This window comes from Streptomyces sp. NPDC107654 (assembly GCF_055639035.1).
Window position 1 is genome coordinate 453,210 of the sequence record NZ_JBVKBI010000001.1, and the last position, 23,846, is coordinate 477,055.

A 23,846-nucleotide genomic window follows, 5' to 3' on the forward strand; every position below is an offset into this window, starting at 1 on the left:
GATCCGGATCCGCACGCCCGGTGAATCCGGACTCTCACGTCCGGTGAATCCGGATCCGCACGCCCGGTGAATCGGATCCGCACGGCCGGCGGATCCGGACCCTCACGCCCGACGGATCCGGACCCTCACGGCCGACGGATCCGGACCGTCGCACCCCGGTGGATCCAGGCCCTCACACCACGGTGAACAGGATCTTCGCCGTGCCCGGGTCGGCCCGGGCGAGGCGGACGCGGAGGCGTTCGCCGAGCGGCAGGCGGTCGCCCTCGACGCGGCCGATGACCGCCGGGGTGAGCACCTGGACGGTGCCCACGGTCGGCTCGTGCTCGTCGACGTCGACCACACAGCCGTCGAAGACGTCCCCCACCCGGTCCTTGAGCAGGGCCGCCTCCACGAGGTCGACGCACTCCCGCTCGGCCGTGCCCGCGCGCCGGGAGCCCTCGGCCATCCGCGCGGGCAGCGCGTCCAGCGCGGCGAGCACCCAGTCGGGCGGGTCCTGCCCGGCCGCGGCGGCGAGGCACAGCTCCGAGGCGTGGCGGTCGGCCAGTCGGCGCAGCGGGGCGGTGCAGTGGGCGTAGGGCGCGGCGACGGCCGCGTGCAGGGTGTGCGCGGGCAGCCCGCCGCCGTGGAAGACGGTGTACCCGGCGCCGCGCAGCAGCGTGGTGCACTCCTGGAGGAAGGCCGCGTGGTGCGGGTCGTACGGGTCCAGGTGGCGCACGAGGGCCGCGTACGACAGGTGGTGCGGCCAGTCGATGTGGAGGGCGATCGCGGTACGGCGCAGCCGGGCCACCGCCCCGTCGGGGGCGGCCGGGAGGGTGCGCAGGATGCCGGTGCCGTGGGTGAGCATCAGATCGGCGGCGGCCATGCCGGTGAGCAGGGAGAGCTGCGCGTTCCAGCCGTCGGCGGGCAGCGGGGCCCGGTAGCGCAGCGCGTAGGCGTGGTCGTAAGCGACGATCTCCTGCTCGGGCACGTGCAGGGAGATGCCGCCGCGCTCGGCCTCCAGCCGCTCCCGCGCCTCCCCCACCTCCTTGAGCAGCGCCACCGGCTCCTCGGCCGTCCCGGCGTCGATGTCGCGCTGCACGCCCGCGTAGTCGAGCCGGGCCCGGCTGCGGACCAGGGCCCGGCGCACGTCCACGGCGCGGGTGCGGCCCGCCTCGTCCAGGTCGGCCGTCCACAGCACGGCCGGCCGGGTCTGGCCGGGCAGCAGACTGGCCGCGCCCTCGCTGAGCACGGCCGGGTAGAGGGGGATCCGCTCGTCGGGGAAGTACAGGGTGGTCACCCGCCGGTGCGCCTCCGCGTCCAGCGGGCCGCCGGGTGCGACGAAGGCGGCGACGTCGGCGATGGCGTACCGGACGCGGTAGCCGGAGCCCCGCCGGGAGAGGTGGACGGCCTGGTCCAGGTCCTCGGAGCCGGGCGGGTCGAGGGTGAAGAAGGGGATGTCGGTCGCGTCGGCCGGCGGCAGGGCGGGGTCCCTGGCCGCCTCGTCGGCCGCCTGCCGGACCTCCGGCGGGAAGTCCTCCGGGACGCCCAGCTCGGCGCGGAGCGCGGTGAGCGCGGCCCGGAGCGGGGCCTCGGGGGCGCCGGTGACGCGGATCCTGCGGCGGGGCATACAGCGAGCGTAGGCCGGGGGCGGGCGGGCGGCACGCCGTACCCTGGCGCGGAGGTCTACGTGAGGAGTGCGTGTTGCTGGTCCTGCTGCCGCCGTCGGAAGGCAAGGCGAACCCGGGCGAGGGCGCCCCGCTGGAGCTCGCGTCGCTGTCCCTGCCGGGGCTGACGGCCGCGCGGGAGGCCGTGCTCGGCGAGCTGGTGGAGCTGTGCGCGGCCGACGGGGAGAAGGCGCGCGAGGTGCTCGGGCTGAGCGAGGGGCTGCGCGGCGAGGTCGTGAAGAACGCGGGGCTGCGCACGGCCGGCACCCGCCCCGCCGGGGAGATCTACACCGGTGTGCTCTACGACGCCCTGGGCCTGGCCACGCTGGACGCGGCCGCCCGCCGGCGCGCGGCGGACTCGCTGCTGGTGTTCTCCGGGCTGTGGGGCGCCGTACGGGTGACGGACCCGATCCCCTCCTACCGGTGTTCGATGGGCGTGAAGCTGCCGGGGCTCGGCGCGCTGGCCGGACACTGGCGGGCGCCGATGGCCGAGGTGCTGCCGGAGGCGGCCGGGGAGGGGCTGGTGCTGGACCTGCGGTCCTCGGCGTACGCGGCGGCGTGGCGGCCGAAGGGCGAGGTGGCCGGGCGGACGGCGACGGTACGGGTGCTGCACGCGCCGACCCGGAAGGTCGTCAGCCACTTCAACAAGGCGACCAAGGGCCGCATCGTCCGCGCCCTGCTGACCGCCGGGGCCGCGCCGGCGGATCCCGCCGGGCTGGTGGAGGCGCTGCGCGGGCTGGGGTACGCCGTGGAGGCGGAGGCGCCCGGGAAGGCGGGCAAGGCGTGGGCGCTGGATGTGCTGGTGGACGAGATCCACTGAGCGCGCGTTGCAATATATGCAACGACCATTGCGTGTAATGCCGCCGCTGGGCACGATGAGGGCATGACCTCGCCGCTGCCCTCCCTTCCGGCTGCCTCCGTGCTGGACCTCGCCCCCGTCCTGCCCGTGGTCGTGCTGGCCGACGCCGCCGACGCCGTACCGCTCGCCCGGGCGCTGGTGGCGGGCGGGCTGCCCGCGATCGAGGTGACGCTCAGGACCCCGGCGGCCCTGGAGGCGGTGCGTGCCGTCGCCCGCGAGGTGCCTCGGGCTGTGGTCGGCGCGGGCACGGTGGTCACCCCGGAGCAGGTGGAGGCGTGTACGGCGGCCGGGGCGCGGTTCCTGGTCAGTCCCGGGTGGACGGAGGCGCTGCTGGCGGCGATGCGCGGGTCCGGGGTGCCGTTCCTGCCCGGGGTGTCGACCGCCTCGGAGGTGGTCGCGCTGCTGGAGCGGGGGGTGCGGGAGATGAAGTTCTTCCCGGCGCAGGCGGCGGGCGGCACGGCCTATCTGCGGTCGCTCGCCGGGCCGTTGCCGCAGGCCCGGTTCTGTCCGACCGGCGGGATCGGGCCGCAGACCGCGCCGGAGTACCTGTCCCTGCCCAACGTCGGCTGCGTCGGCGGCAGTTGGATGGTCCCGGCGGAGGCGGTGGCCGCCCGGGACTGGGACCGGATCGAGGAGCTGGCGCGGGCGGCGGCCGGGCTCGGGGCCGCCGGCCGGCTCAGGGACGCAGGTGGGACGTGTCGTTGAAGAGCCGGACGCTCGCGTTGCCGTCCGCGTAGTACGCCACCGCCGACAGGGAGGCGGCCGAGAGCTCCATCCGGAACAACGACTCGGGCGGGGCGCCCAGGGCGAGGCGGACGAGGGTCTTGATCGGGGTGACGTGCGTGACCAGCAGGACCGTGCGGCCCGCGTACGCGGCGACCAGCTCGTCCCGCGTGGCGGCGATCCGGGTGGCCGTCTCGGCGAAGCTCTCGCCGCCGCCGGTGGGGCGGGCCTCGGGGTCGGCGAGCCAGGCGTTCAGGTCGTCCGGGTGGCGCTCCCGGACCTCGCCGAAGGTCAGGCCCTCCCAGGCGCCGAAGTCCGTCTCCCGCAGGCCGCCTTCGACGGTCACGTCCAGACCCAGACGGGCGGCGACGATCTCCGCGGTCTCGCGGGTGCGGGCGAGGGGGGAGGCCACGACCGCCTGGATCGTGCCGCGCCTGGCGAGCGCCTCGGCGACGCGGTGCGCCTGTTCGCGGCCGGCGGCGGAGAGGGCGGGGTCGCTGCCGCCGCTGCCGGAGAAGCGCTTCTGCGGGGTGAGCGGGGTCTCGCCGTGCCGCAGGAGGACGAGGGTGGCGGGGGCGCCGAGGTCGGGGGCGGCGCTCCAGCCGGGGCTGCTGGGCAGGTGCCGCCCGGCGGGAGGTGCCGCGGCGGCGGCCTCCGTCGCGCGTACCGCCTCCGCTTCGACGTCCTCCTCGGCCGGAGCCGCCACCGGCTTCTCCTGACCGGCGGTCCGGCCCTCCGCCAGCGCCGCGCGGGCCTTCGCCGCGCCCGCCGCCGCGTCCCCGGGCGGGCCCGACGGCGCGGGGGCGGCGGGCGGGGTGTCCAGGGCCGCCCTGGACTCGGACGGGGACCACTGCCGGCCCTGCGCGCCGGCGTCCATCGCCTCGTTGGCCAGGCGGTCGGCGTGCTTGTTCCGCTCCCGCGGGATCCACTCGTAGGCGACCCGGTCCGGGGGGAAGACGGTGCGGGCCTCGGTGGCCAGGGGCTTCATCGAGGGGTGCTTGATCTTCCAGCGGCCCGACATCTGCTCGATGACGAGTTTGGAGTCCATGCGGACGTGCACCGTCGCGCCGGCGTCGAGGGCGTGGGCGGCGCGCAGGCCGGCCACGAGGCCGCGGTACTCGGCGACGTTGTTCGTGGCGACGCCGATGTACCCGGCCGTCTCCGCCAGCGTCTCCCCCGTCGCCGCGTCACGGACCACGGCCCCGTAGCCCGCGGGCCCGGGGTTGCCCCGCGACCCGCCGTCGGCCTCGACGATGAACTCCCGCACGCCCAGCGCCCCCGACGCCCCTACAGGCCCGACTCGGCCGTGCGCACCAGGATGCGGCGGCAGTTCTCGCAGCGGACCACCGTGTCCGGCGCCGCGGCGCGGATCTCGTTCAGCTCGGTGATGGCCAGCTCCTGCCGGCAGCCCTGGCAGGTGCGGGCGTACAGCTTGGCCGCGCCGATCCCGCCCTGCTGCGAGCGCAGCTTGTCGTAGAGCTTCAGCAGCTCCGCGGGGACGGAGGCCGCCACGACCTCGCGCTCCTTGGTGACCGAGGCGACCTCGGTGTCGATCTGCTCGAACGCCGCGTCCCGCCGGCCGGTCGCGTCGTCGATCTTCGCCTGGACGGAGCCGACCCGCTCGGTCAGCTCGCTCACCCGCTCCTGCGCGGCCTCGCGGCGCTCCATGACCTCCAGGACGACGTCCTCCAGGTCACCCTGCCGCTTGGCGAGGGAGGCGATCTCGTGCTGGAGGTTGGACAGGTCCTTCGGCGAGGTGACCGCGCCGGAGTCCAGGCGCCGCTGGTCGCGGGCGGCGCGCTGGCGCACCTGGTCGACGTCCTGCTCGGCCTTGGTCTGCTCGCGGGCGCAGTCGCTCTCCTCGGTCTGCGCGGCCACGAGCAGGTCGCGCAGCTGCGTGAGGTCCTTCGTCAGCGACTCGATCTCGGCGTGCTCCGGCAGGGACCTGCGCTTGTGCGCGAGCTGCTGCAGGCGGACGTCGAGGTCCTGGACGTCGAGGAGTCGGATCTGGTCGGCGGGCGCGGCGTTCAGTTGGGGGCTCCTGTTTAGCTAGAGGTGGTGGACGCCGCGTGGGCGGTCCAGGGGTCGGTGACCGTCTTGGAGACGTGGACGCGGAGGTCCCAGCCGTGGCGGTCGGAGATCTCGTCGAGCTGGCCCGCGGCCAGCTCGCACCAGGGCCACTCGGTGGCCCAGTGCGCCGCGTCGAGCAGCGCGAGGGGGCTTTGGGCCACCGCCTCGGACGTGGGGTGGTGGCGCAGGTCGGCGGTGAGGAAGGCGTCGACGCCGGCGGCACGGACGTGCTCGAAGAGGCTGTCGCCGGAGCCGCCGCTGACGGCGACCGTGCGGACGACGGCCTCGGGGTCGCCGGCCACCCGGATGCCCTGCGCGGTGGCGGGCAGCCGCTCGGCCGCCCGGGCGGCCAGCTCGCGGACGGTGAGCGGGTGGTCGAGTGCGCAGACGCGGCCGAGGCCCCGGCGGCCGTGCGGGTCGGAGGGGTCCGGCACGAGGGGGCGTACGACCCTCAGGTCGAGGGCTCCGGCGAGGGCGTCGGAGACACCCGGGTCGGCGGTGTCGGCGTTGGTGTGGGCGACGTGCAGCGCGATGTCGTTCTTGATCAGCGAGTGCACGACCCGGCCCTTGAAGTGCGTGGCCGCCACGGTGGTCGTGCCGCGCAGATAGAGCGGGTGGTGGGTGACCAGCAGGTCGGCACCGAGCTTCACCGCCTCGTCGACGGTCTCCCGCACGGGGTCGACGGCGAACAGCACCCGGGTGACCTCCTGGTCGGGGTCGCCCACCACCGTGCCGACCGCGTCCCAGGACTCGGCCCGCTCGGCGGGCCACAGGTTCTCCAGCGCGGCGATGACTTCAGACAGACGGGGCACGGCCCAAGGCTACCTGGCTGTTCGGCGGGGCTGTACCGCATGCGTCCGGTCTGTCCCCGGTCAGCACACACGCCCCGGTTTCCTCAGGTGAATCGCTTCTGCACCACCCGTACGTGTGAAGCCGGGGAGGGCCGGTCCCCCGCCTGTGCGTGCGAAAACTAGCTTCGTCGCCGGAGGTGACGAAGCGATGACGGCCTGTGCGATCGAAGCTCCGTCCACGGAGGGAGCCGGCGGCGTGCCGGAGGCGCGTTGTGTGATCACGGCGGACGGCGCGTACGCCGCCCGGCTCGCGCGCGAGGGCGACTCCTGGTTCCCGGAGCGCTGGACCCTGGACGGCCCGGAGCCGTACGCCGTACCGCTGCCCGGCAACCAGCCGGAGGAGCCCGGCACCGAGGTGCAGCCGATGGGCGACGGGCGGGTGCTGATCCACCGGCCGGCGGCCGGACGTCACGCCTTCTCGCTGCTGTACCCGACCGGCCCCGGCACCGGGGAGCTGCCGCTGGGGGCGGTGGAGTCCCCGGAGCCCGGCACCCGGCTCACCCTGCTGCCGCCGGCGCCGGGGGGCGTACGGGCGTACGCGCTCGCGGCCGGGCCCCGCTCCGGTGTGGTGTGGCTGGTGGCGGGCGGGGCGTTCGGGCCCGAGCGGCTCGCCGAGGTGCCGGGGCGCTGCTCGGGCGGGGTCTGGCTGGACGGTGCCGGGCGGATGCTGGCGCTCGACCGGGAGCTCGGCGGGCGCACCAAGACGGTCGTGGTGGACCTGGAGCGCGGAGAGGTCTCGCCGCTGCTGCAGATCGCGGACGGCAGCGACGACCGGCTGCTGCTCGCCGACCCGGACAGCGGCCTGCTGCTGATCTCCTCCGACGCGCCTTCCCCGGGGGAGGCGCGGCTGGGCTGGGGGGTGCTCGGCAGCACCCTGCCGGTGCGGTTCCCGGAGTGCCTGCGGGTGCCGGAGTGCGCGGTGACCCCGTTCGCGATCCAGCCCGGGCAGGCGCTGATGCCGGAGAACTGCGCGGTGGGCCTCAGGATCGAGGGCGCGCTCGGCAGCTGGGTGGGGACCTGGCGGCCGGCCGAACGCCGGGTCCGCCATCTCGCGGCGCCCGAGGGCTGGCTCGCGGGGGCCGGGGTGTGGACCCGGGACGCGGTACTGCGGCTGCCGTACGCGACCCGGACGACGCCGTGCGGGGTGTCGGATGTGGCGGACGTGGACGTGGGGGACGAGACCGCGGGAATGACAGCGGTTGTGACGGCGGCCACGGAAGCGGATCCTCCGGGGGCGGGCCGGGAAGCGGCGGCCGACGCGCGTCCGACGGTCGCGGAAGCGGATGCTCCGGTGCCGGTCGTGGCCCGTCCCGTGCCGTTGCAACAGGCGCCTCTGGCACGGCTTGTAACGAACTAGTGGCGGTTGGCGTGTGCGCCTGGATTCGCACCGTGGTGTGCCGGTTACACTCGCCCGGCTGTACGAAAGATCATGTTGACGGGGTGAATACGTCCGATGAGCGACACCAGCACCACTGAGCAGCTGTCTGCCGACTCTTACGAGACCGCCGGCCACGGCCGGCACCGGGGCCCGGTAGCGGCCCAGGAGAGTGAGTCGACTCCGCACGGCCGGCACCGTAAGCCGGTCAAGGAGACGGCCGAGGCGGCTGCCTGACGGTAGTGAAGAAGAGGGGGCGTTCGCGCGGCGGACGCCCCCTTTGCCGTACCTCCGCCTTGCCGTACCCGGCCGTGCCTCAGCCCCGCCTGAGCCCCAGCACCTCCGCCGCCGCGAACGTCTCCCCCGCCGGCCGGCCGGCGTAGTGCGGGGTGAGCAGCGCGTCGAGTTCCTCGTGGCTGAAGGTCTCCTGCTTGCTGTCGAACTTGGCCGCCACACGCGGCCGTTCGAGTACGGCCACCATGCCGCCGTGGACGACGAGCAGTTGGCCGTTGATCCCGGCGGCGGCCGGCGAGGCCAGGTAGCCGACGAGCGGGGCGACGTGCGCCGGGTCCAGCGGGTCCCGTCCCCCGTCGGGTTTCCGCAGGCCCGCGAAGACGTCCTCGGTCATCCGGGTCCGGGCGCGCGGGCAGATGACGTTGGCCGTGACGCCGTACTTGGCGAGGGCGAGGGCGGTGGAGGTGGTCAGGCCGACGATCCCGCCCTTCGCCGCCGCGTAGTTGGGCTGGCCCGCGGAACCGGCCACGAAGGCCTCCGAGGAGGTGTTCACGATCCGCCCGTACACCGCCGCCCCGGCCGCCTTGGACCGCTCCCGCCAGTGCGCGGCGGCGAAGCGGGTGGTGTTGAAGTGACCTTTGAGGTGGACGCGGATCACGGAGTCCCACTCGTCCTCCGTCATGGAGAAGACCATGCGGTCACGCAGGATGCCGGCGTTGTTGACGAGGATGTCCAGCTTGCCGAACTCCCGGGCCGCCAGCCCGACCAGCTCGCCGGCCTGCCGGAAGTCCGCGACGTCCCCGGTGTGCGGTACGGCGGTGCCGCCGGCCCCACGGATCTCCTCGACGACCTGCTCGGCGGGGCCCGCCGACGCCGCGCCCGAGCCGTCCCGGCCGGGTCGCCCGTAGTCGTTGACGACGACGGCCGCGCCGAGCCGGGCGAGTTCCAGCGCCTCGGCCCGGCCCAGGCCGCGCCCGGCTCCGGTGACGATCGCGGAGAGTCCCTCGAGTGGCAGTGACATCGGCCGGCTTCCTCAGATCTCGATGCAGGTGCGCAGGGCGGTCCCGGTGCGCATCTGGTCCAGTGCCTCGTTGATCTCCGCGAGCGGCACCCGGTGGGTGATCAGGCCCGCCAGGTCGACGCGGCCCGCCCGCCACAGGGCGATCGTGCGCGCGTAGGAGCGCAGCACGTCGCCGCCGCCGTACAGGGACGGCAGGATGCGCTTCTCGTCGAAGAACAGCTCGAACATGTTGAGCCGGAGGAAGTCGTCCATGGCGCCGGCGCCGACCACGACGAGGGTGCCGCCGCGCCGGGTGTTCTCGTAGGCGGTGCGGGCGGTGGCGGACCTGCCGACGACCTCGAAGACGTAGTCGAATCCCTCGCCGCCGGTGACCCGCTGCCTGGCGTCGGCCAGCTCCTCCGGTGAGACGGCCCTGGTCGCACCGAACTTCAGGGCGGACTCGCGCCGGGAGGCGACCGGGTCGACGGCGACGATCTCGGCGGCGCCCTTCAGCCGCGCCCCCTGTACGGCGGAGATGCCCACGCCCCCGCACCCGATGACGGCGACCGACGAACCGGCCGCCACGTCGGCGGTGTTGAGCGCGGCACCGAGTCCGGTGGTCACTCCGCAGCCGATCAGGGCGGCGATGTCGAAGGGCACGTCCTCGGGGATCGGCACGGCGCAGCCGGCGTCGACGACGACCTCCTCGGCGAAGGTCCCGGTGCCCGCGAAGCCGAACAGGTCGCCGCCGGGGCGCCGGAAGTTGGGGGTGCCCGCGTTCATGAACCCGGCCAGGCAGAGCCGGGTCTGCCCGCGCCGGCACGACGGACAGGCGCCGCAGGCCGGCAGCCAGCACAGCACGACCCGGTCCCCCGGCTTCAGGTGCCGTACACCGTCCCCCACCTCCAGGATCTCCCCGGCGCCCTCGTGCCCGGGCACGAAGGGAGCCGGCTGGGGCAGCACCCCGTTCATCGCGGACAGGTCGGAGTGGCACAGCCCGGTGGCGCGCACCCGGACCCTGACCTTGCCGGGACCGGAGCCCACCGCCTCGACGTCGTCGAGGACCTCCAGCTTCTCCTGGCCGATCTCGTGCAGTACGGCTGCGCGCATGGTGCGGCTCCCCTCGCGGTCTCTCAGGAATGCTGGACGACGGTGTCGGCGAGGACGGGCGCGTCGTCGCGTTCGACGGCGCTCACGGCGATCCGCACGGAGCCTTCGAAGCCCCACATGCGGATCCGCAGGGTCTCCCCCGGGTACACGACCCCGGCGAACCGCGTGGTGTACGACCGCACCCGGCTCACATCGCCGCCGAGCAGGGTGTCCACGACCGCCTTGAGCGTGACCCCGTAGGTGCACAGGCCGTGCAGGATGGGGCGTTCAAAGCCGGCGGGCTTGGCGAACTCGGGGTCGGCGTGCAGGGGGTTCCAGTCGCCGGACAGGCGGTAGAGCAGCGCCTGGTCCTCGCGCAGGCGCCGCTCGACGACCCGGTCCGGCTCCCCGGCGGGCGGTTCCGGACGGGCGGACGGCCCCCGGTCGCCGCCCCAGCCGCCCTCTCCCCGTACGAAGATCTGCGCGTCGTCGGTCCACAACGGGCCGTCGGCGTCGGTGACGTCCGTGCGCAGGACGAGGATGGCGGCCTTGCCCTTGTCGTACACGGCGGCGACGCGGTGGGTCGCGGTGGCGGTGCCCTCGGCCGGGAGGGGGCGGTGCAGGGTGAGTGTCTGGCCGCCGTGCAGGACCTTGGCGAGATCGACGTCGACGCCCGGCATGGACAGTCCGCTGATCACCCCGGGCGAGCCGGCGCCCGCGACGGTGGCGAAGCTCGGCAGGACGTGCAGCCGGGACTCCAGGGTGTAGCGCAGTTCGTCGGGGTCGGTGGCGGGGACGCCCGCGCCGATGCCGAGGTGGTAGAGCAGGACGTCCTTGCGCGTCCAGGAGATCTCTCCCGACCGGGGCTCGGCGGCGAGTGCCTGGGCTGCGTCGATGGGCATGGGGCTCCTGACGGGTCTCAAGACCTCGGTGCGGACGTCCGCACCGTCGGCCGCACCGAGGTCGTCCACGAGCGGACCTAGAACGCGTTCCAGTCCGGCGCCCTCTGTATAGCCGAGCGCTCCACAGTTGTGAAGACTCCTGACACTCTGTCAGTTCGGGACGAATGTACTGCGGGACTCCCCACATGCGTCTCTGCCGGGGCCGGGCCCCGTTCCGTACCGTTCGATCCGTACGCTGTGCTGCCCCGCCGCGACCGGGCGGGGAGAGACGAAGGCTTCGAACGGGGGACACCGAGATGACGTGGTGGCGGAGACCGCGCTGCCGACTGGCGGCCTTGCAGGCGGAACGGCTGGAGTGGCGGGCGGAGATGCGGCGTGCCAAGGCGGCCCGGCGGAGCGGCACCACCGTGCACGATCCGGGCCCACCGCCCACCGGCTTCGCCCTGCTGCCCTGGCTGCTGATGGGCATGGGCTCCTTCTCCAACCTGCTCCAGGGCCGGACCCCGAACCCGTGGATCGGCGGCCTGGGCCTGCTGGCCTTCAACTCGCTCTACGTCTACGTCTCCTTCCGCGCCTTCGACCGGGCCAAGCGGGAGGCGGCGTCCACCCGGGTGGCGCTGGGCCTGATGGGCCTGCTGACCACGGGCCTGGCCCTCGGCTACGGCGGCAGCTGGCTGATGTTCTTCCCGCTGCTCGGCCTGGCCGCCGGCGCCGTCCTGCGCGGACCGTGGCTGGGCCGCACCGGCATCGTTCTCGCGGTGTACGCCGGTGCCGTCGCCGCCGTCCAGGACGGCTGGGAGGACGCGTCCAGCATCGGCTACGGCACCTTCATCTCCGCCATGGTGACCGCCGCGATCCTCAGTCTGTCCGAGGCGGTACGGGAGCTGCGGGCCGCCCGCGAGGAGCTGGCCCGGCGCGCGGTGGAGCAGGAGCGGCTGCGGTTCTCCCGGGATCTGCACGATCTGCTCGGGCACACGCTGTCGGTGGTCGTGGTGAAGTCGGAGGCGGCCCGCCGGCTGGCTCCCCGCGACATGGACGCGGCGCTGGCACAGATCTCGGACATCGAGTCGGTGGGGCGGCAGGCGCTCACCGAGATCCGGGAGGCGGTGACCGGCTACCGGGAGGGCAGCCTGGCCACCGAGCTGACCCGGGCCCGGTCGGCGCTGAACGCGGCGAGCGTGCGGGTGGTGGTCCGCCAGTCCGGGGCACCGCTCGACCCGCAGACCGAGGCGCTGCTCGGCTGGGTGGTGCGCGAGGCGGTCACCAACGTCGTCCGGCACAGCCGCGCGAGCCGCTGCGAGATCACCGTGACGGGGGCCGCCGAGCGGGTCCGGCTGACGGTCTCGGACGACGGCACGGGCACGGGTACCGGCACGGGCGCCTTCACCGGCGGGGGCGTGGGCGGTACCGGGCTGAAGGGGCTGGCCGAGCGCCTCGCGGCGGCGGGCGGCTCCCTGACCGCCGGCCCGGCGCCGCGCGGCGGCTTCACCGTCACTGCCGACCTCCCGGCCGGCGGTGACGGGCCGGTGCCGTCGGCGGCTACGGCGCCCAGGGCGCTGTGACCGCCCAGCTGACGTCGTCCGTCCAGGAGGCGGCGCTGTCGAAGGCGTTGCTTCCGCCGTCGCTCGCCATGTAGAGGGTGTGGTCGTAGTGACGCAGGTACCTCGTCGGGTAGTTGTACGACGCGAACGAGGCGCCGGTGCCGTTCCTGCCGGTCTGCGGGCAGAAGGTGGCGTCGGCCCGGAACTGCGCGGTGCCGTCCATGGGCTGCCGGCGGACCCGGTAGTCGTAGTGGCGCAGGAAGTCGCCGGGGTAGCTCCGGGACTCGAAGGAGACGCAGGAGCCGTCGGCGAGCCCGCGCCGGACGATCCAGGTGGCGTCGTTCTTGTCCAGGGACGAACTGCTCGACGTCACCGTGGAGATGACGGCCGCGTCGTTCTGGTGGCGGACGTAGTCGCCGGTGCAGCAGGACGTCGTGGCGCGCAGGGAGATCTCCGAGCCGGGGCCGAGCGTGCCGGTGCTGCCGGTCGGGCCGCCGTAGCCGACGGAGACGATGTTGGCCTGGACGGCGTCGTCGGCGGCGTCGGTGGGGATGCCGGCGGTCATCACGCCCTCGAAGAAGGAGCCGATGGAACCGTTGCTGTTGTCGCCGCCGGTACCGAGGACGATCGCGCCCTCCTGGTGCATCGGCGAGTAACCGCCCGCGGTGGGCTCACCCCCGGAATAGGTGGTCGTCAGCCCGCCCGACCGGGCGTTCGCGTATTTCAGCGCGAAATGGTTCCGGCCGTTGTTCTTGAGCAGCGCGGTGACGAAAGGAAGCGGCCCGGTCCCGGTATCGGCGGTGTTCCTGCTGTAGCCGGCGTCGGACTGGAACAGCCCGTTCTCCAGGTCGGCCTGGACCCACGGCCCCTGTCCGTAGCAGGGTGAGAACCAGCACTCGGTGCCGAAGTTGATGGCGTCCATGTGACCGTTGCCGGTGTCCATGTTGTTGGTCTCGGCGTTGCCGTAGTCGAAGCAGCAGCGGTTGTTGACGTGCGTGCCCGAGGTCACCATGTACATTCCCTCGGCCTGCCCGTTCACGGCCACGCCCGAGGTGGAGTTGTCCCGGTAGCCCATGCCGGCGGAGATCTCCAGGCCGTAGACCTGGTGGCCGCCGGCGGTCACCGGCAGGGCGTCCGCGGGCGCCCCCACATCGGCCGCCCCGGCCCCGCCGGCGCCCTCGATCGTGAGGTCGTTGTGGCGCGGTGACTGGTCGTAGATCTCGGTGACGACGCAGGTCGTGCCGGAGCAGAAGGAGTCCTGCGCGGCGGCGTTGGCGTACCCGCCGGCGGACAGCGGACCGATGTTCGTCCTCGCCCCGTCCTTGGCGCGCTGCACCTGGTACAGCGGCCCGTTGTACGACGTGTACAGCGCCCGGGCCAGGCTGTGCGCGGCGACACAGGGCGTGCCGGCGGCGGCGTAGAGGTCACAGGGCAGCGAGCCCGCGGCGGCTGCCGGGGGTGCGCCGGCGCCGAGGAACAGCGCGGCGAGGGTGACGCAGACGGCGAGGAGGGACAGGAGTGCGCGGGGGGTTCTCAACAGCACGGTGGGCACCTCGGGTTCGTCGTGGGGCGAGGTTCGTCGTCGGGGAGCGGGGCGTGTCGTCGGACCGGCGTGTCGTCGTGGGGCGTGTCGTCGTGGGGCGTGTCGTCGTGGGGCGTGTCGTCGTGGGGCGTGTCGTCGTGGGGCGTGTCGTCGTGGGTGGGCCTGTCGCCACGGGCAGGCGTTGTCCGATATCCCGAACATCGTTCGGCCGACATACCGAACTCATTCACCTGCGGAATGAGACGGGAATTGCGAGAAACGCAGGGGCGATTGTTTGGGCCTCGCCGAGTGCCGTCAACCCCCGCCGCGTCGGACCATGCCGAGTCTTTACAGGCAGCCCATCAGGCCGTCGAGCGGAGCGGGGACGCGGTCGGGGTCGAGCGCCTCGACGAGGACGCGGCCGTAGCGGATCTTCCGCCCCTTCCTCGTGCCGAGGAAGCGCCGCACCTGCTGCTCCGCGCCGCGGCCCTGCTGCGCGGGCTGGCGCAGAAAGGTGCGCAGGGCCCGCAGTTCCCCCTCCGCCCGGACCAGCTCCCGCACCCGGGGCACGCCGAGCGCGCGGATCAGCTCGTCCTCCAGGTCCGCCGCACAGACGAAGAACCCGTGCGGTGCCGCACCGGCCCGCTCCCAGCCTCGGGCGTAGTAGCCGCGCTCCCGCTCGTCGCACAGCCCCGTGAGGCGCAGCCCCAGCCCGGACGGTCCCAGGAGGCCCGCGAAGCGACCGACGTTCATCGCCCCGCCCATCGGCAGCACACAGACCCCTTCGGCCGCCAGGTCCCGGTCCCGGCTCGCGGCGAGCGCGTCCACCGCCGCCGCGTCGCTCAGCCCTTCGAGCAGCACGGCCGCGCGGACGGACAGCCGCCCCGCCAGCTCCCGCGCGGGCTCGCCGGAGCCACCGGCCGCCCACGCGGTGACCGCCTCCCGGAACGCCCCCATGTCGGCCATGGGACCGAGTCTCCGCTCTTCCCGGCCCCAACGGTAGGCAATTACCGCATGGCGCCCAGCGCCTGAGGAGGCCCGCTCCCGCGGCCCCGCCGTACGCTGGCCCCATGAACGAGATGCCCCGGGACCGCCGGCCCGCGAAGTGCATCCGGGTGCTGCTCGCCGAGGACCAGGGCATGATGCGCGGCGCTCTCGCCCTGCTGCTCGGCATGGAGGGGGACATCCAGGTCGTGGCCCAGCTGGGCGAGGGCAGCGGCATCGTGGACGCCGTGCTCGCCCACCGCCCGGACGTGGCCCTGCTGGACATCGAACTGCCGGGCATGAGCGGCCTCGACGCGGCGGCCGAGCTGCGGGACCAGGCGCCCGACTGCCGGGTGCTGATCCTCACCACCTTCGGCCGCCCCGGCTATCTGCGCCGCGCCATGGAGGCCGGAGCGGCCGGCTTCCTCGTCAAGGACGGGCCGGTGGAGGAGCTGGCCGCGGCGATCCGGCGGGTGCTCACCGGGGAGACCGTGGTCGATCCGGCGCTGGCCGCCGCCGCGCTCAGCGCCGGGCCCAGTCCGCTGACGGCCCGCGAGTGCGAGGTGCTGCAGGCCTCGGTGGACGGGGCGACCGTCGCGGACATCGCCGGCAGGCTGCACCTGTCCGAGTCGACCGTCCGCAACTACCTCTCCTCCGCGATCGGCAAGACCGGCACCCGCAACCGGGCCGAGGCGGTGCGGGAGGCCCGGCAGCAGGGCTGGCTGTGAGCGGCACCGCCCCGTCGGCGGGTCACCTGGTCACCTCGACGTCCTTGTAGGCCGTGCCCTCGGGGGCGACGCACACGAACCAGTTCCCTCCCGGATAGCCGGCCACCGGGCGGATCAGCGAGGTGCCGTCATGGCCGGCGGACGCGGGACCCTCCAGCCGGGCCACGGTGGATCCGCCGTCCTTCCAGCGGCAGGTGACCTCCCGGCTGCTCTTCCCCACACGCCCGACCACCAGCCGTTCGGGGGCCGTGGCGCTGACCTTCTCCAGGCTGACGGCGGCGGCCTGCAGGTCGGTGCCCGTCAGGCGGTCGATTCTCCGGTGCGTGTCGAACATGACCACCAGGGCACGGCCGTCGCCGTAGGACCGCATCGAGAAGTACGACGTCTTGCCGACCAGGTCGGCGGCCTTGTCCACCGCCGGTTGCACGCCCACCCGCTTCATGGCGTCGAACTGCCGGTACGCCTCCCGAGCGTCACGCGGCGCGCCCCACACCTCGACCCAGACCCGCCACTCCTTGCCGTGTTCGGTCCCCCGCGCCAGCTCCGTCCGCTGCGGGGCGTACACATGCCTCTCCTCGGCGGACGCCGGGCGGGACGCGACCGGCGTCCCGCGGTCGGCACGCTCTCCTGGCAGCCCGGCGAAGGCCAGCGTGGCCCCCGTCGAACCCGCCAGCACCAGGGACGTGGCCGCCGCCACCGCCCAGCGTCGCGCCTTGCGGCGCCGGCCGCCGCGGACGACGGCCTGGACGGGGGCTATACCGATCTCGACCCCGTCCGCCGCGTCCGCGAGCAGGAGGGCGATGTCCGTCTGTGTCATGTCGTGGTTCTCCCGGTCCGCGCTCATCACTTCCGCCCTCCGTGCGGCACCATGTCGGCCAGTCCCGGTATGGCGCGGAGTTTCGCGATCCCCTTGGCCGCGTTGCTCTTCACCGTGCCGACCGAGCAGCCCATCGCCTCCGCCACCTGTGTCTCCGTCAGGTCCTCCCAGTAGCGCAGCACGACCGCCTCCCGCTGCCGGGCGGGCAGTTGCGCGAGCGCCTTGAGCAGGGCACTTCGGTCGTCGGCCTGGGCGATCCGGTCGCCGGTGTCGGCCACCTCGCGCGCCAGGCCGGAGTCGTCCTTCGGCGCCAGGAACTCCCTGAGCCTCCGGCGGTGTCTCCGCGCGTGCGCGTTGATCATCACGCGCCGTACGTAGGCCTCCGGGTCGTCCGCGCCGCCGACCCGCCGCCAGGCCACATAGACCTGCTCGAGCGTCGACTGGACCAGGTCCTCGGCGGCGTGCTGCTCCCCCGTGAGGAGAAATGCCGTGCGCATCAACCGCGGCCAGCGGCCGACCACGAAGCTCTGGAACTCCTCGTTCCGAGTCTGCTTCCCGTCCCCCATGGGCACCTCCTAGATGTCTGAAGGAGTCCATGGACCGCCCGAACCGTTGCCCCGGTCCGCACGGAGATTTTTCCCGGCGGACCCGACCCTCGTGGACCCGCGGACCAGCCCCCCGCGGACCAGCACCCCCGGCCCCGGCCTCCGCGGACCAGCACCCCCCGGACCCGGCCTCCGCAGCCATGACGCCGAGTCAGTAACCCATGAAACGGTCAAGATTTCATTAGAGGCCCGAAGCAACGGAATAGTTGCCTGTGCATACGAGGTTTACCCGGCACTTATGACACGCGGAAGGCCTCACCCCATGCCAGACACGACGACCGACCAGCCCACCCGGAGAGCGGGCGGCGCCGTGGTCCCCGTGCTCGCGTTCGCGGGCATCGTGGTCGCGGTGATGCAGACGCTGCTCGTGCCGGTCATCAAGGACCTGCCGCAGCTTCTGGACACCGCCCCCAGCAACGCCACCTGGGTCCTCACCTCGACCCTGCTGTCCGGTGCCGTGGCCACCCCGATCATGGGCCGGCTCGGCGACCTCTACGGCAAGCGCCGCATGCTGGTCCTCAGCCTCGCCGTGATGGTGGTCGGCGCCCTGGTCAGCGCGGTCACCAGCCAGCTGATCCTCATGATCGTGGGCCGTACCCTGCAGGGCTTCGCCATGGGCGCGATCCCGCTCGGCATCGGCCTGATGCGCGACATGCTGCCCCGCGAGCGACTCGGCTCGGCCATGGCCCTGATGAGTTCCTCGATCGGCGTCGGCGGCGGCCTCGCCCTGCCCGCCGCCGCCCTCGTCGCGCAGCACGCCGACTGGCACGCCCTGTTCTACGGCGCCGCCGGCCTCGGCGCGCTCGCCATCGTCCTCACCCTCCTGGCCGTACCGGAGTCCCCGATGCGCGCCCAGGGCACCTTCGACCTGCTCGGCGCGCTGGGCCTGTCCACCGGCCTGGTGCTGCTCCTGCTGCCGATCACCAAGGGCAGCGACTGGGGCTGGTCGTCGGGCACGACGCTCGGCCTGTTCGCCGCGTCCCTCGCCGTCCTGCTGCTCTGGGGCGTCTACGAGCTGCGCATCCCGGCCCCCCTGGTCGACCTGCGCACCACCGCCCGCCGCGAGGTGCTGCTCACCAACCTCGCCTCGATCATGGTCGGCGTCAGCTTCTACGTCGTCTCCCTCGTCCTGCCCCAGCTGCTCCAGCTGCCCACCGCCACCGGCTACGGCCTCGGCCAGTCCATGGTGGTCGCCGGCCTGTGCGTGGCCCCGCTGGGCCTGACGATGATGTTCACCGCCCCGGTCTACGCCCGCCTGTCCGCCCGCTACGGCCCCAAGGTCACCCTGATCACCGGCCTGATGGTCATCGCGATCGGCTACGGCGGCGGACTCGGCCTGATGGACGCGGCCTGGCAGACGGTCGTCACCTCCGTGATCCTGGGCGCCGGCATCGGCCTCGCCTACTCCTCGCTCCCCGCGCTGATCGTCGGCGCCGTCCCCGCCTCGGAGACCGGCGCGGCCAACGGTCTGAACACCCTGATGCGGTCCATCGGTACGTCGGTGTCCAGCGCCGTCATCGGGATGGTGCTGGCCAACACCGCGAACGACGTGGGCGGCGTCGCGGTGCCGACCATGCACGGTTTCCGGGTCTCCTTCCTCATCGCCACCGCCGCGGTCGCCGTGGGCCTGCTCCTGGCGTTCTTCCTGCCGAAGGCCGCACGGCCGGTTCCGCAGCACACGCAGCTGCGGGCGAGCAGCGAGGAGGAGGCCAACCTGGAGCGGGCCGAGGAGGTGCTGCGGGGGTTCCGGGGACGGGTCCTCGACGCCGGCGGCGCGCCCGTCGCCCGGGCCAAGGTCACCCTGATCGACCGGCGGGGACGGCAGGCCGGTGCGACGGTCTCCGGCGAGGACGGCGGCTACGCGCTGGCCGTGCCGGCGCAGGGGGCGTACGTGCTGGCCGCACGGGCCGCCGGACACGGTCCGTCGGCCTCCTCGGCCAGCCACTCCGGTGAGGAGCAGGCCGTCGATCTGGACCTTTCACTGCCCGGGGAGTCCGTGACCGCCTGACGGGTCCCCTCGCCCTGTCCTCCGGCGGCTGCGGCACCGTCCTGGCCGAGCGCGCCCACACGGCGGACCCGCACGCCGGACACGGCCCCGGGCTCCTCCGGGGCGCCGCACGCACCCCCGGTCACGCGTGTGACCGGGGGTGCGGCAGCATGGGCGCCCTGATTGCCGTACGACCGAAAGGCGCCCCATGCCCGCCGCTCCCCAGCCCGAGATCCTGGCCGCGTTCGAGGCGGCGAAGGGGTTCATGCCCGTCGACGAGGGGCTGGCGCTCCACGACGCGGCCGTCGCCGCCGGGCGGCTCGGACTGCCGTTGCTGGAGGTCGGGACCTACTGCGGGCGCTCCACGATCCTGCTGGCCGACGCCGCCCGCACGGCCGGGGTCACCGCGCTGACCGTCGACCATCACCGGGGCAGCGAGGAGCAGCAGCCCGGCTGGGACTACCACGACCCGGAGACGGTCGACCCCGAGATCGGCCTGATGGACACGCTCCCCGCCTTCCGGCGCACGCTGTACAGGGCGGGCCTGGAGGAGCACGTGGTCGCTCTCGTCGGCCGCTCCCCGCAGATCGCGGCGGTGTGGAACTCCCCGCTCGGGTTCGTGTTCATCGACGGCGGCCACACCGACGAGCACGCCGGCGCCGACTACGAGGGCTGGGCGCCGCACGTGGCCGAGGGCGGGCTGCTCGTCATCCACGACGTCTTCCCCCATCCGGAGGACGAGTTCACGGGCCAGGCGCCGTACCGGGTGTACCTGCGGGCCCTTGCTTCCGGGGCGTTCACGGAGGTCTCGGCGACCGGCTCGCTGCGTGTCCTGCGGCGAACGGGAGCGGGGATCTGAGGCCCCGGTTAGAGTCGCAGACGTGTCGTACACAGGACCGGACTTCGATCCCCCGCAGCAGCGCCGGAGCCGCCGTGGCCCGCTGACCGTGGCGCTCGCCGCGCTGGTGCCCGGCGCGCTGCTCGGCTGGCTGGTGTACGAGGAGGTGGGCGGCGGCGGTTCCGGCGCCGAGGTCCGTACGGCCTCCCCCGCGCCGGCCTCCAGCGGCTCCCCGCTGTCCCCCGCGCCCGGAACCGCCTCCTCGACCCGCTCCCCGGCCGCCTCTCCCGGTGACGACGGCAAGGTGTCCGGCACCCCCTCGCCCCGGCCGGACGGCACCGGCCCGCTCAAGGGCAAGGTCGTCGTGATCGACCCGGGACACAACCCGGGCAACTTCCGCCACACGGCCGAGATCAACCGCCAGGTGGACATCGGAACGAACCACAAGGAGTGCGACACCACCGGGACGTCCACCGACGACGGCTACACCGAGGCGCGGTTCAGCCTCGACGTCGCCCACCGGCTGCGCGCGCTCCTGGAACGGCAGGGCGCGACGGTGAAGCTGACCCGTGACGGGGACAGCCCGGCCTGGGGGCCGTGCGTGGACGAGCGGGCCCGGATCGGCAACACCGCGCGCGCGGACGCGGCCGTCTCGATCCACGCCGACGGCTCCGCCCCCGGAAACCGCGGCTTCCACGTCATCCTGCCGGGATCCGTGCACGCGGGTGCCGCCGACACCCGTCCCGTCGTCGGCCCGTCCCACGACCTCGGGGTGCGCATCGCGGGCACATTCCTCCGCGAGACCGGCGAACCGCCCTCCAACTACCTGGGCGAAGGTACCGGTCTCGTCACGCGCACGGACTTGGGCGGTCTCAATCTGTCAACGGTTCCCAAGGTGTTCATCGAGTGCGGCAACATGCGCGATAGCAAGGACGCGGCACTGCTGACCAGCGGAGCCTGGCGGCAGAAGGCCGCGCAGGGGATCTCTGGGGGAATCGTGAGTTTCCTGCGTCGGTCCTGACCGCCGGGCGGAACCGGCCGGACAGCCGGATCTTGCGGACGGTAGTGTCTACCGACGACGAGACGACTCACGAAGGACCTGAAGTGAATATCCGCTCCCTCACTAGAGGCGACGGCGTGGTGATCGGAGCAGCGGTGGTGCTGTTCATCGCGTCGTTCCTCGACTTCACCAGCCTGTCCTCCGGCTACGGCGAGTACAGCCAGAACGCGTGGGACTCCCTCGGCGTCGGCCTGGGCATCTACATGGGTGCGGTGATCGGTGCCGTCCTCATCGTCGTCAACCGCTCCCTGCCGCAGCCGCGGAAGGTCGCCGGACTCGACCTCGGCGCAGTCGGTACCGCGTTCGCCGTCATGGCCGCCTGGTTCCTGCTGTGGACGATGATCGACCTCGACCACGTCGACGCCGGCGCCGGTCTCGTCCTCGGGTTCATCGCCGCTCTCGTGCTGTCCGGCGCCGCCGTCGCCACCCCCCTGGTGCCCGCCCTCCAGGCCCCCCTGGTCCCCGCCCCCAAGCCGGTCGCCCCGCAGCCCTACGGCGCCCAGCCGCCCGGTGGGTACGGCTACCCGGGTGCCCAGCCGCAGCAGCCGTACGGTGCGCAGCCGCAGCCGGGCCAGCCGTTCGGCCAGCAGCCGGCGGCCGCCCAGGCGCCCGCTCCGGGTGCCCCGGCGGCACAGGCCCCGGTCGCGGACTTCTCGCCGTACTGGTTCGCCGTGCCGGTGCCCCGTCCGCTGTTCCCGGAGGACGGCTCCCAGACGCCGATCGCCGAACTGGCCCCGGGTACCTGGTACCTGGCGGTCGAGCAGCGCGGTACCGCCCTGGTCGCGCAGACCCAGGACGGCCGTCGTGGGGTGCTCCAGGACACCTCCGGCATCCAGCGCGGCTGAGCCCGGCGCCGAGCACCGGCGGCCCCTCGCCCTTCCGGGCGGGGGGCCGTTGTCGTACAGTCGCCTGCACCGCTGGTGTCTGACGATGCGTCAGGAGGCAGGTGCAGCATGCGGCTCGGTCTCGCACTCGGGTACTGGGGGCGCGGTCCCGACGCCCGTCACGTGCCGCTCGCCCGGGAGGCGGAGCGACTCGGGTACGACTCGGTGTGGACGGCGGAGTCCTGGGGCTCGGACGCCTTCACGCCGCTGACCTGGATCGCCGCGCGGACCTCGACGATCCGTCTGGGTACGGCTGTTGCGCAGATGGCCGCCCGCTCACCGGCCGCCACCGCGATGCACGCGCTCACCCTGGACCACCTCTCCGGCGGGCGGGTGCTGCTCGGGCTCGGACTCTCCGGCCCGCAGGTGGTGGAGGGCTGGTACGGCCGCCCGTTCCCGGGGTCGCCGCTGACCGCGACCCGGGAGTACGTGGACACCGTGCGGCAGGTGCTGCGGCGGGAGGCGCCGGTGGAGGTGGACGGGCGGTTCCACCCCCTCCCCTACCGGGGCCCGGACGGCACCGGGCTCGGCAAGCCGCTCAAGCCGATCACGCATCCCCTGCGCGGCGACCTCCCCGTCCTGCTGGGTGCCGAGGGCCCCCGGATGGTCGCCCAGACGGCCCGGATCGCCGACGGCTGGCTCCCGCTGTACTGGGCGCCGAGCCGGCCGGAGGTGTACGGCGACGCGGTGCGGACGTTGCCGGAGGGGTTCATGGTGGCGCCGATGGCCCGGGTGAAGGTGTGTGACGACGTGGCCGAGGGGCTGCTGCCCGTGAAGGCCATGCTCGGCTTCTACATCGGCGGGATGGGGCACGCGGCCCGCAACTTCCACGCCGACCTGATGGCCCGCATGGGGTACGCGGCCGAGGCCCGGCGGATCCAGGAGCTGTTCCTCGCCGGGCGGCGGGAGGAGGCCGTGCTGGCCGTGCCGGACGCCTTCGCCGACGAGATCTCCCTCGTCGGCCCCCGTGAACGCATCGCCGAGCGACTGGAGTTGTGGCGCGCGGGCCCGGTGACGGACCTGCTGGCCCTGTCACCGGACCCGCACAGCCTGCGGGTGCTGGCCGAACTGAACTCCTAGCCCTTGGTCAGCTGGGAGGTGGACGGCACCTTGTCCTTGACCGGGGCGCCGGCGCTCTTCCCCGCGTCCTTGACCTGGCCGATGACGTCGTTGAAGGAACTCGCCGCGTTCTCGTCGCCCTTGCGGAGCTTGGACGGCAGGTTCTTCAGGGCCTCGATGCCACTGGTGAGGGGCGCGAGTGCCTTGGAGAGGGTCGGATCGGCCTTGGCGTTCTTCTGGGCCGCCTTGAGCCGGTTGTAGGCGAAGGCGCCGGCCAGGGCGGCCTTGACCAGGGCCACCTTGCGGCCCTTGGCGCCCTTCTTGAACTTGCCGGCCTTCCACGGCTTCACGATCCACTGGTAGGTCGCGCCGGCGGCGAGGCCCGCGTCCACCACGAAGCGCGTCTTGGCGAACTTGCGCTTCTCCGCGGACGTGGTCGGGCTGGGGGTGTCGGCGGCGGGCTCGGCCCGCGCCTCCCCGGCCTGCTGCGCACTGCTCTTCGTGCTGGTCTTGGTGCTGCTCGCCTGCTCACCGCCGCACGCCGTGGCACCGGCCACCAGGGAACAGCACAGGGTGAGCGCCACGATGAGGCGCCGTATCGGTACGGGCACGAGGTCCTCCGAACGTGTCCTCCCCGAGCGGTCTGCTTCCTCCGGCAGCTTCACCCGGACCGGCCGGGTACGCCACCCGGGGGACGCCGTCCGGGTGGCGTCCGGGACGCGTCCGGGTCCTGCCCTGGTTTCACCGGCCCCGGCCCGGCAATCCGAAAGGTATGTCCCCTCGATATCGCAACGGCGCGAATCAGGCCGGTACGGTGATCGCGGTCGTCGCCGACATCATGGCGCTGATCCTCGGCCTGTGGATCCTGATGTACCTGTTGGACGCCAACCGGGCCAACAGCCTGATCCAGTTCGTCCATGACGCGGCCTCCTGGCTGGCCGGCTGGTCCCACGACCTCTTCACGTTCGACGAGGCCTGGGCCCGGGTCGTCGCCGGCTACGGCCTCGCCGCCGTCGTCTACCTCTTCGTCGGCCACGCCATAGCCAACCGGATGCACCGGCACTGAGCGGCGCGG

General features: G+C 73.6%; 23 protein-coding genes. 11 read left to right on the forward strand and 12 right to left on the reverse strand.

All coding sequences use genetic code 11. The features are described from left to right. Positions 1 to 172: 172 nt before the first annotated feature. Positions 173 to 1,606 (reverse strand): RNB domain-containing ribonuclease, encoded by a 1,434-nt coding sequence (locus tag ACZ7N4_RS02005; protein WP_471352733.1) that lies wholly within the window; start codon positions 1,604 to 1,606, stop codon positions 173 to 175. 74 nt (positions 1,607 to 1,680) lie between these two features. On the opposite strand from ACZ7N4_RS02005, the gene yaaA reads away from it, so the two are divergent. Then, positions 1,681 to 2,463: a peroxide stress protein YaaA gene (yaaA, locus tag ACZ7N4_RS02010; RefSeq protein WP_471353141.1), complete on the forward strand. Its 783-nt coding sequence runs from the start codon at positions 1,681 to 1,683 to the stop codon at positions 2,461 to 2,463. Between the two features lie 63 nt (positions 2,464 to 2,526). Further along, on the forward strand, positions 2,527 to 3,207 hold the full coding sequence (eda, locus tag ACZ7N4_RS02015) for a bifunctional 4-hydroxy-2-oxoglutarate aldolase/2-dehydro-3-deoxy-phosphogluconate aldolase (protein WP_471352735.1): 681 nt from the start codon (positions 2,527 to 2,529) through the stop codon (positions 3,205 to 3,207). Here eda and ACZ7N4_RS02020 read toward each other — a convergent pair. The 3 genes from ACZ7N4_RS02020 to ACZ7N4_RS02030 form a co-directional block, all read right to left on the reverse strand. After that, positions 3,179 to 4,492, reverse strand: coding sequence for a bifunctional RNase H/acid phosphatase (locus ACZ7N4_RS02020; protein ID WP_471352737.1), 1,314 nt, complete (start codon positions 4,490 to 4,492; stop codon positions 3,179 to 3,181). The two genes, eda and ACZ7N4_RS02020, sit on opposite strands and share 29 nt — an antisense overlap. Before the next feature lie 20 nt (positions 4,493 to 4,512). Further along, positions 4,513 to 5,196, reverse strand: a complete 684-nt coding sequence (locus ACZ7N4_RS02025) for a zinc ribbon domain-containing protein (RefSeq protein ID WP_471353143.1) — start codon at positions 5,194 to 5,196, stop codon at positions 4,513 to 4,515. A gap of 74 nt (positions 5,197 to 5,270) precedes the next feature. Continuing rightward, positions 5,271 to 6,107 carry a Nif3-like dinuclear metal center hexameric protein gene (locus tag ACZ7N4_RS02030; protein ID WP_471352739.1) on the reverse strand — a complete coding sequence of 279 codons (837 nt, stop codon included), beginning with the start codon at positions 6,105 to 6,107 and terminating at the stop codon, positions 5,271 to 5,273. A 187-nt stretch (positions 6,108 to 6,294) separates the two neighbouring features. Here ACZ7N4_RS02030 and ACZ7N4_RS02035 point away from each other — a divergent pair, with 187 nt between their 5' ends. Next, positions 6,295 to 7,503 (forward strand): hypothetical protein, encoded by a 1,209-nt coding sequence (locus tag ACZ7N4_RS02035; protein ID WP_471352741.1) that lies wholly within the window; start codon positions 6,295 to 6,297, stop codon positions 7,501 to 7,503. 334 nt (positions 7,504 to 7,837) lie between these two features. On the opposite strand, the gene ACZ7N4_RS02040 is transcribed toward ACZ7N4_RS02035, so the two are convergent. Genes ACZ7N4_RS02040 through ACZ7N4_RS02050 form a run of 3 tightly spaced genes read right to left on the reverse strand, consistent with a single transcriptional unit; the run spans position 7,838 to position 10,746 of the window. After that, positions 7,838 to 8,776: a 3-oxoacyl-ACP reductase gene (locus ACZ7N4_RS02040; RefSeq protein WP_471352743.1), complete on the reverse strand. Its 939-nt coding sequence runs from the start codon at positions 8,774 to 8,776 to the stop codon at positions 7,838 to 7,840. Between the two features lie 12 nt (positions 8,777 to 8,788). Then, on the reverse strand, positions 8,789 to 9,865 hold the full coding sequence (locus tag ACZ7N4_RS02045; RefSeq protein WP_471352745.1) for a Zn-dependent alcohol dehydrogenase: 1,077 nt from the start codon (positions 9,863 to 9,865) through the stop codon (positions 8,789 to 8,791). Positions 9,866 to 9,888: 23 nt separating this feature from the next. Further along, the gene (locus ACZ7N4_RS02050) at positions 9,889 to 10,746 is read right to left on the reverse strand and encodes a MaoC/PaaZ C-terminal domain-containing protein (RefSeq protein WP_471352748.1); all 858 of its coding nucleotides are present in this window, start codon (positions 10,744 to 10,746) and stop codon (positions 9,889 to 9,891) included. 296 nt (positions 10,747 to 11,042) lie between these two features. On the opposite strand from ACZ7N4_RS02050, the gene ACZ7N4_RS02055 reads away from it, so the two are divergent. Continuing rightward, entirely contained in the window at positions 11,043 to 12,308 is a 1,266-nt protein-coding gene (locus ACZ7N4_RS02055) for a sensor histidine kinase (protein WP_471352750.1), read from the forward strand. Here ACZ7N4_RS02055 and ACZ7N4_RS02060 read toward each other — a convergent pair. Both ACZ7N4_RS02060 and ACZ7N4_RS02065 read right to left on the reverse strand, forming a co-directional pair. Then, positions 12,286 to 13,839, reverse strand: a complete 1,554-nt coding sequence (locus tag ACZ7N4_RS02060; protein WP_471352752.1) for an alpha-L-arabinofuranosidase B — start codon at positions 13,837 to 13,839, stop codon at positions 12,286 to 12,288. The genes ACZ7N4_RS02055 and ACZ7N4_RS02060 overlap by 23 nt on opposite strands. A 318-nt stretch (positions 13,840 to 14,157) precedes the next feature. Further along, entirely contained in the window at positions 14,158 to 14,775 is a 618-nt protein-coding gene (locus tag ACZ7N4_RS02065; RefSeq protein WP_471352754.1) for a TOPRIM nucleotidyl transferase/hydrolase domain-containing protein, read from the reverse strand. Positions 14,776 to 14,879: 104 nt separating this feature from the next. Here ACZ7N4_RS02065 and ACZ7N4_RS02070 point away from each other — a divergent pair, with 104 nt between their 5' ends. Further along, the gene (locus ACZ7N4_RS02070) at positions 14,880 to 15,521 is read left to right on the forward strand and encodes a response regulator (protein WP_471352756.1); all 642 of its coding nucleotides are present in this window, start codon (positions 14,880 to 14,882) and stop codon (positions 15,519 to 15,521) included. A 22-nt stretch (positions 15,522 to 15,543) separates the two neighbouring features. Here the strand turns inward: ACZ7N4_RS02070 and ACZ7N4_RS02075 are convergent, their stop codons facing one another. Both ACZ7N4_RS02075 and ACZ7N4_RS02080 read right to left on the reverse strand, forming a co-directional pair. Further along, positions 15,544 to 16,338 (reverse strand): hypothetical protein, encoded by a 795-nt coding sequence (locus ACZ7N4_RS02075; protein WP_471352758.1) that lies wholly within the window; start codon positions 16,336 to 16,338, stop codon positions 15,544 to 15,546. 26 nt (positions 16,339 to 16,364) lie between these two features. Then, entirely contained in the window at positions 16,365 to 16,904 is a 540-nt protein-coding gene (locus ACZ7N4_RS02080) for a SigE family RNA polymerase sigma factor (protein ID WP_471352760.1), read from the reverse strand. 301 nt (positions 16,905 to 17,205) lie between these two features. On the opposite strand from ACZ7N4_RS02080, the gene ACZ7N4_RS02085 reads away from it, so the two are divergent. The 5 genes from ACZ7N4_RS02085 to ACZ7N4_RS02105 all read left to right on the forward strand — a co-directional run bounded on the left by ACZ7N4_RS02085 (position 17,206) and on the right by ACZ7N4_RS02105 (position 22,792). Next, the gene (locus ACZ7N4_RS02085) at positions 17,206 to 18,951 is read left to right on the forward strand and encodes an MFS transporter (RefSeq protein ID WP_471352762.1); all 1,746 of its coding nucleotides are present in this window, start codon (positions 17,206 to 17,208) and stop codon (positions 18,949 to 18,951) included. Between the two features lie 187 nt (positions 18,952 to 19,138). Then, a complete protein-coding gene (locus ACZ7N4_RS02090; RefSeq protein ID WP_471352763.1) occupies positions 19,139 to 19,789 on the forward strand; it encodes a class I SAM-dependent methyltransferase in 651 nt (216 codons plus the stop codon). Between the two features lie 22 nt (positions 19,790 to 19,811). Beyond that, positions 19,812 to 20,789 carry an N-acetylmuramoyl-L-alanine amidase gene (locus tag ACZ7N4_RS02095; RefSeq protein ID WP_471352766.1) on the forward strand — a complete coding sequence of 326 codons (978 nt, stop codon included), beginning with the start codon at positions 19,812 to 19,814 and terminating at the stop codon, positions 20,787 to 20,789. Positions 20,790 to 20,872: 83 nt separating this feature from the next. Continuing rightward, entirely contained in the window at positions 20,873 to 21,673 is an 801-nt protein-coding gene (locus tag ACZ7N4_RS02100; protein ID WP_471352768.1) for a DUF5336 domain-containing protein, read from the forward strand. A 108-nt stretch (positions 21,674 to 21,781) separates the two neighbouring features. Beyond that, positions 21,782 to 22,792, forward strand: a complete 1,011-nt coding sequence (locus ACZ7N4_RS02105) for an LLM class F420-dependent oxidoreductase (protein ID WP_471352771.1) — start codon at positions 21,782 to 21,784, stop codon at positions 22,790 to 22,792. Here ACZ7N4_RS02105 and ACZ7N4_RS02110 read toward each other — a convergent pair. Beyond that, positions 22,789 to 23,382 (reverse strand): hypothetical protein, encoded by a 594-nt coding sequence (locus ACZ7N4_RS02110; protein WP_471352773.1) that lies wholly within the window; start codon positions 23,380 to 23,382, stop codon positions 22,789 to 22,791. The genes ACZ7N4_RS02105 and ACZ7N4_RS02110 overlap by 4 nt on opposite strands. Before the next feature lie 161 nt (positions 23,383 to 23,543). Between ACZ7N4_RS02110 and ACZ7N4_RS02115 the strand changes: the two genes are divergently transcribed. After that, positions 23,544 to 23,837: a hypothetical protein gene (locus ACZ7N4_RS02115; RefSeq protein ID WP_471352775.1), complete on the forward strand. Its 294-nt coding sequence runs from the start codon at positions 23,544 to 23,546 to the stop codon at positions 23,835 to 23,837. The last annotated feature ends 9 nt before the right edge of the window (positions 23,838 to 23,846 follow it).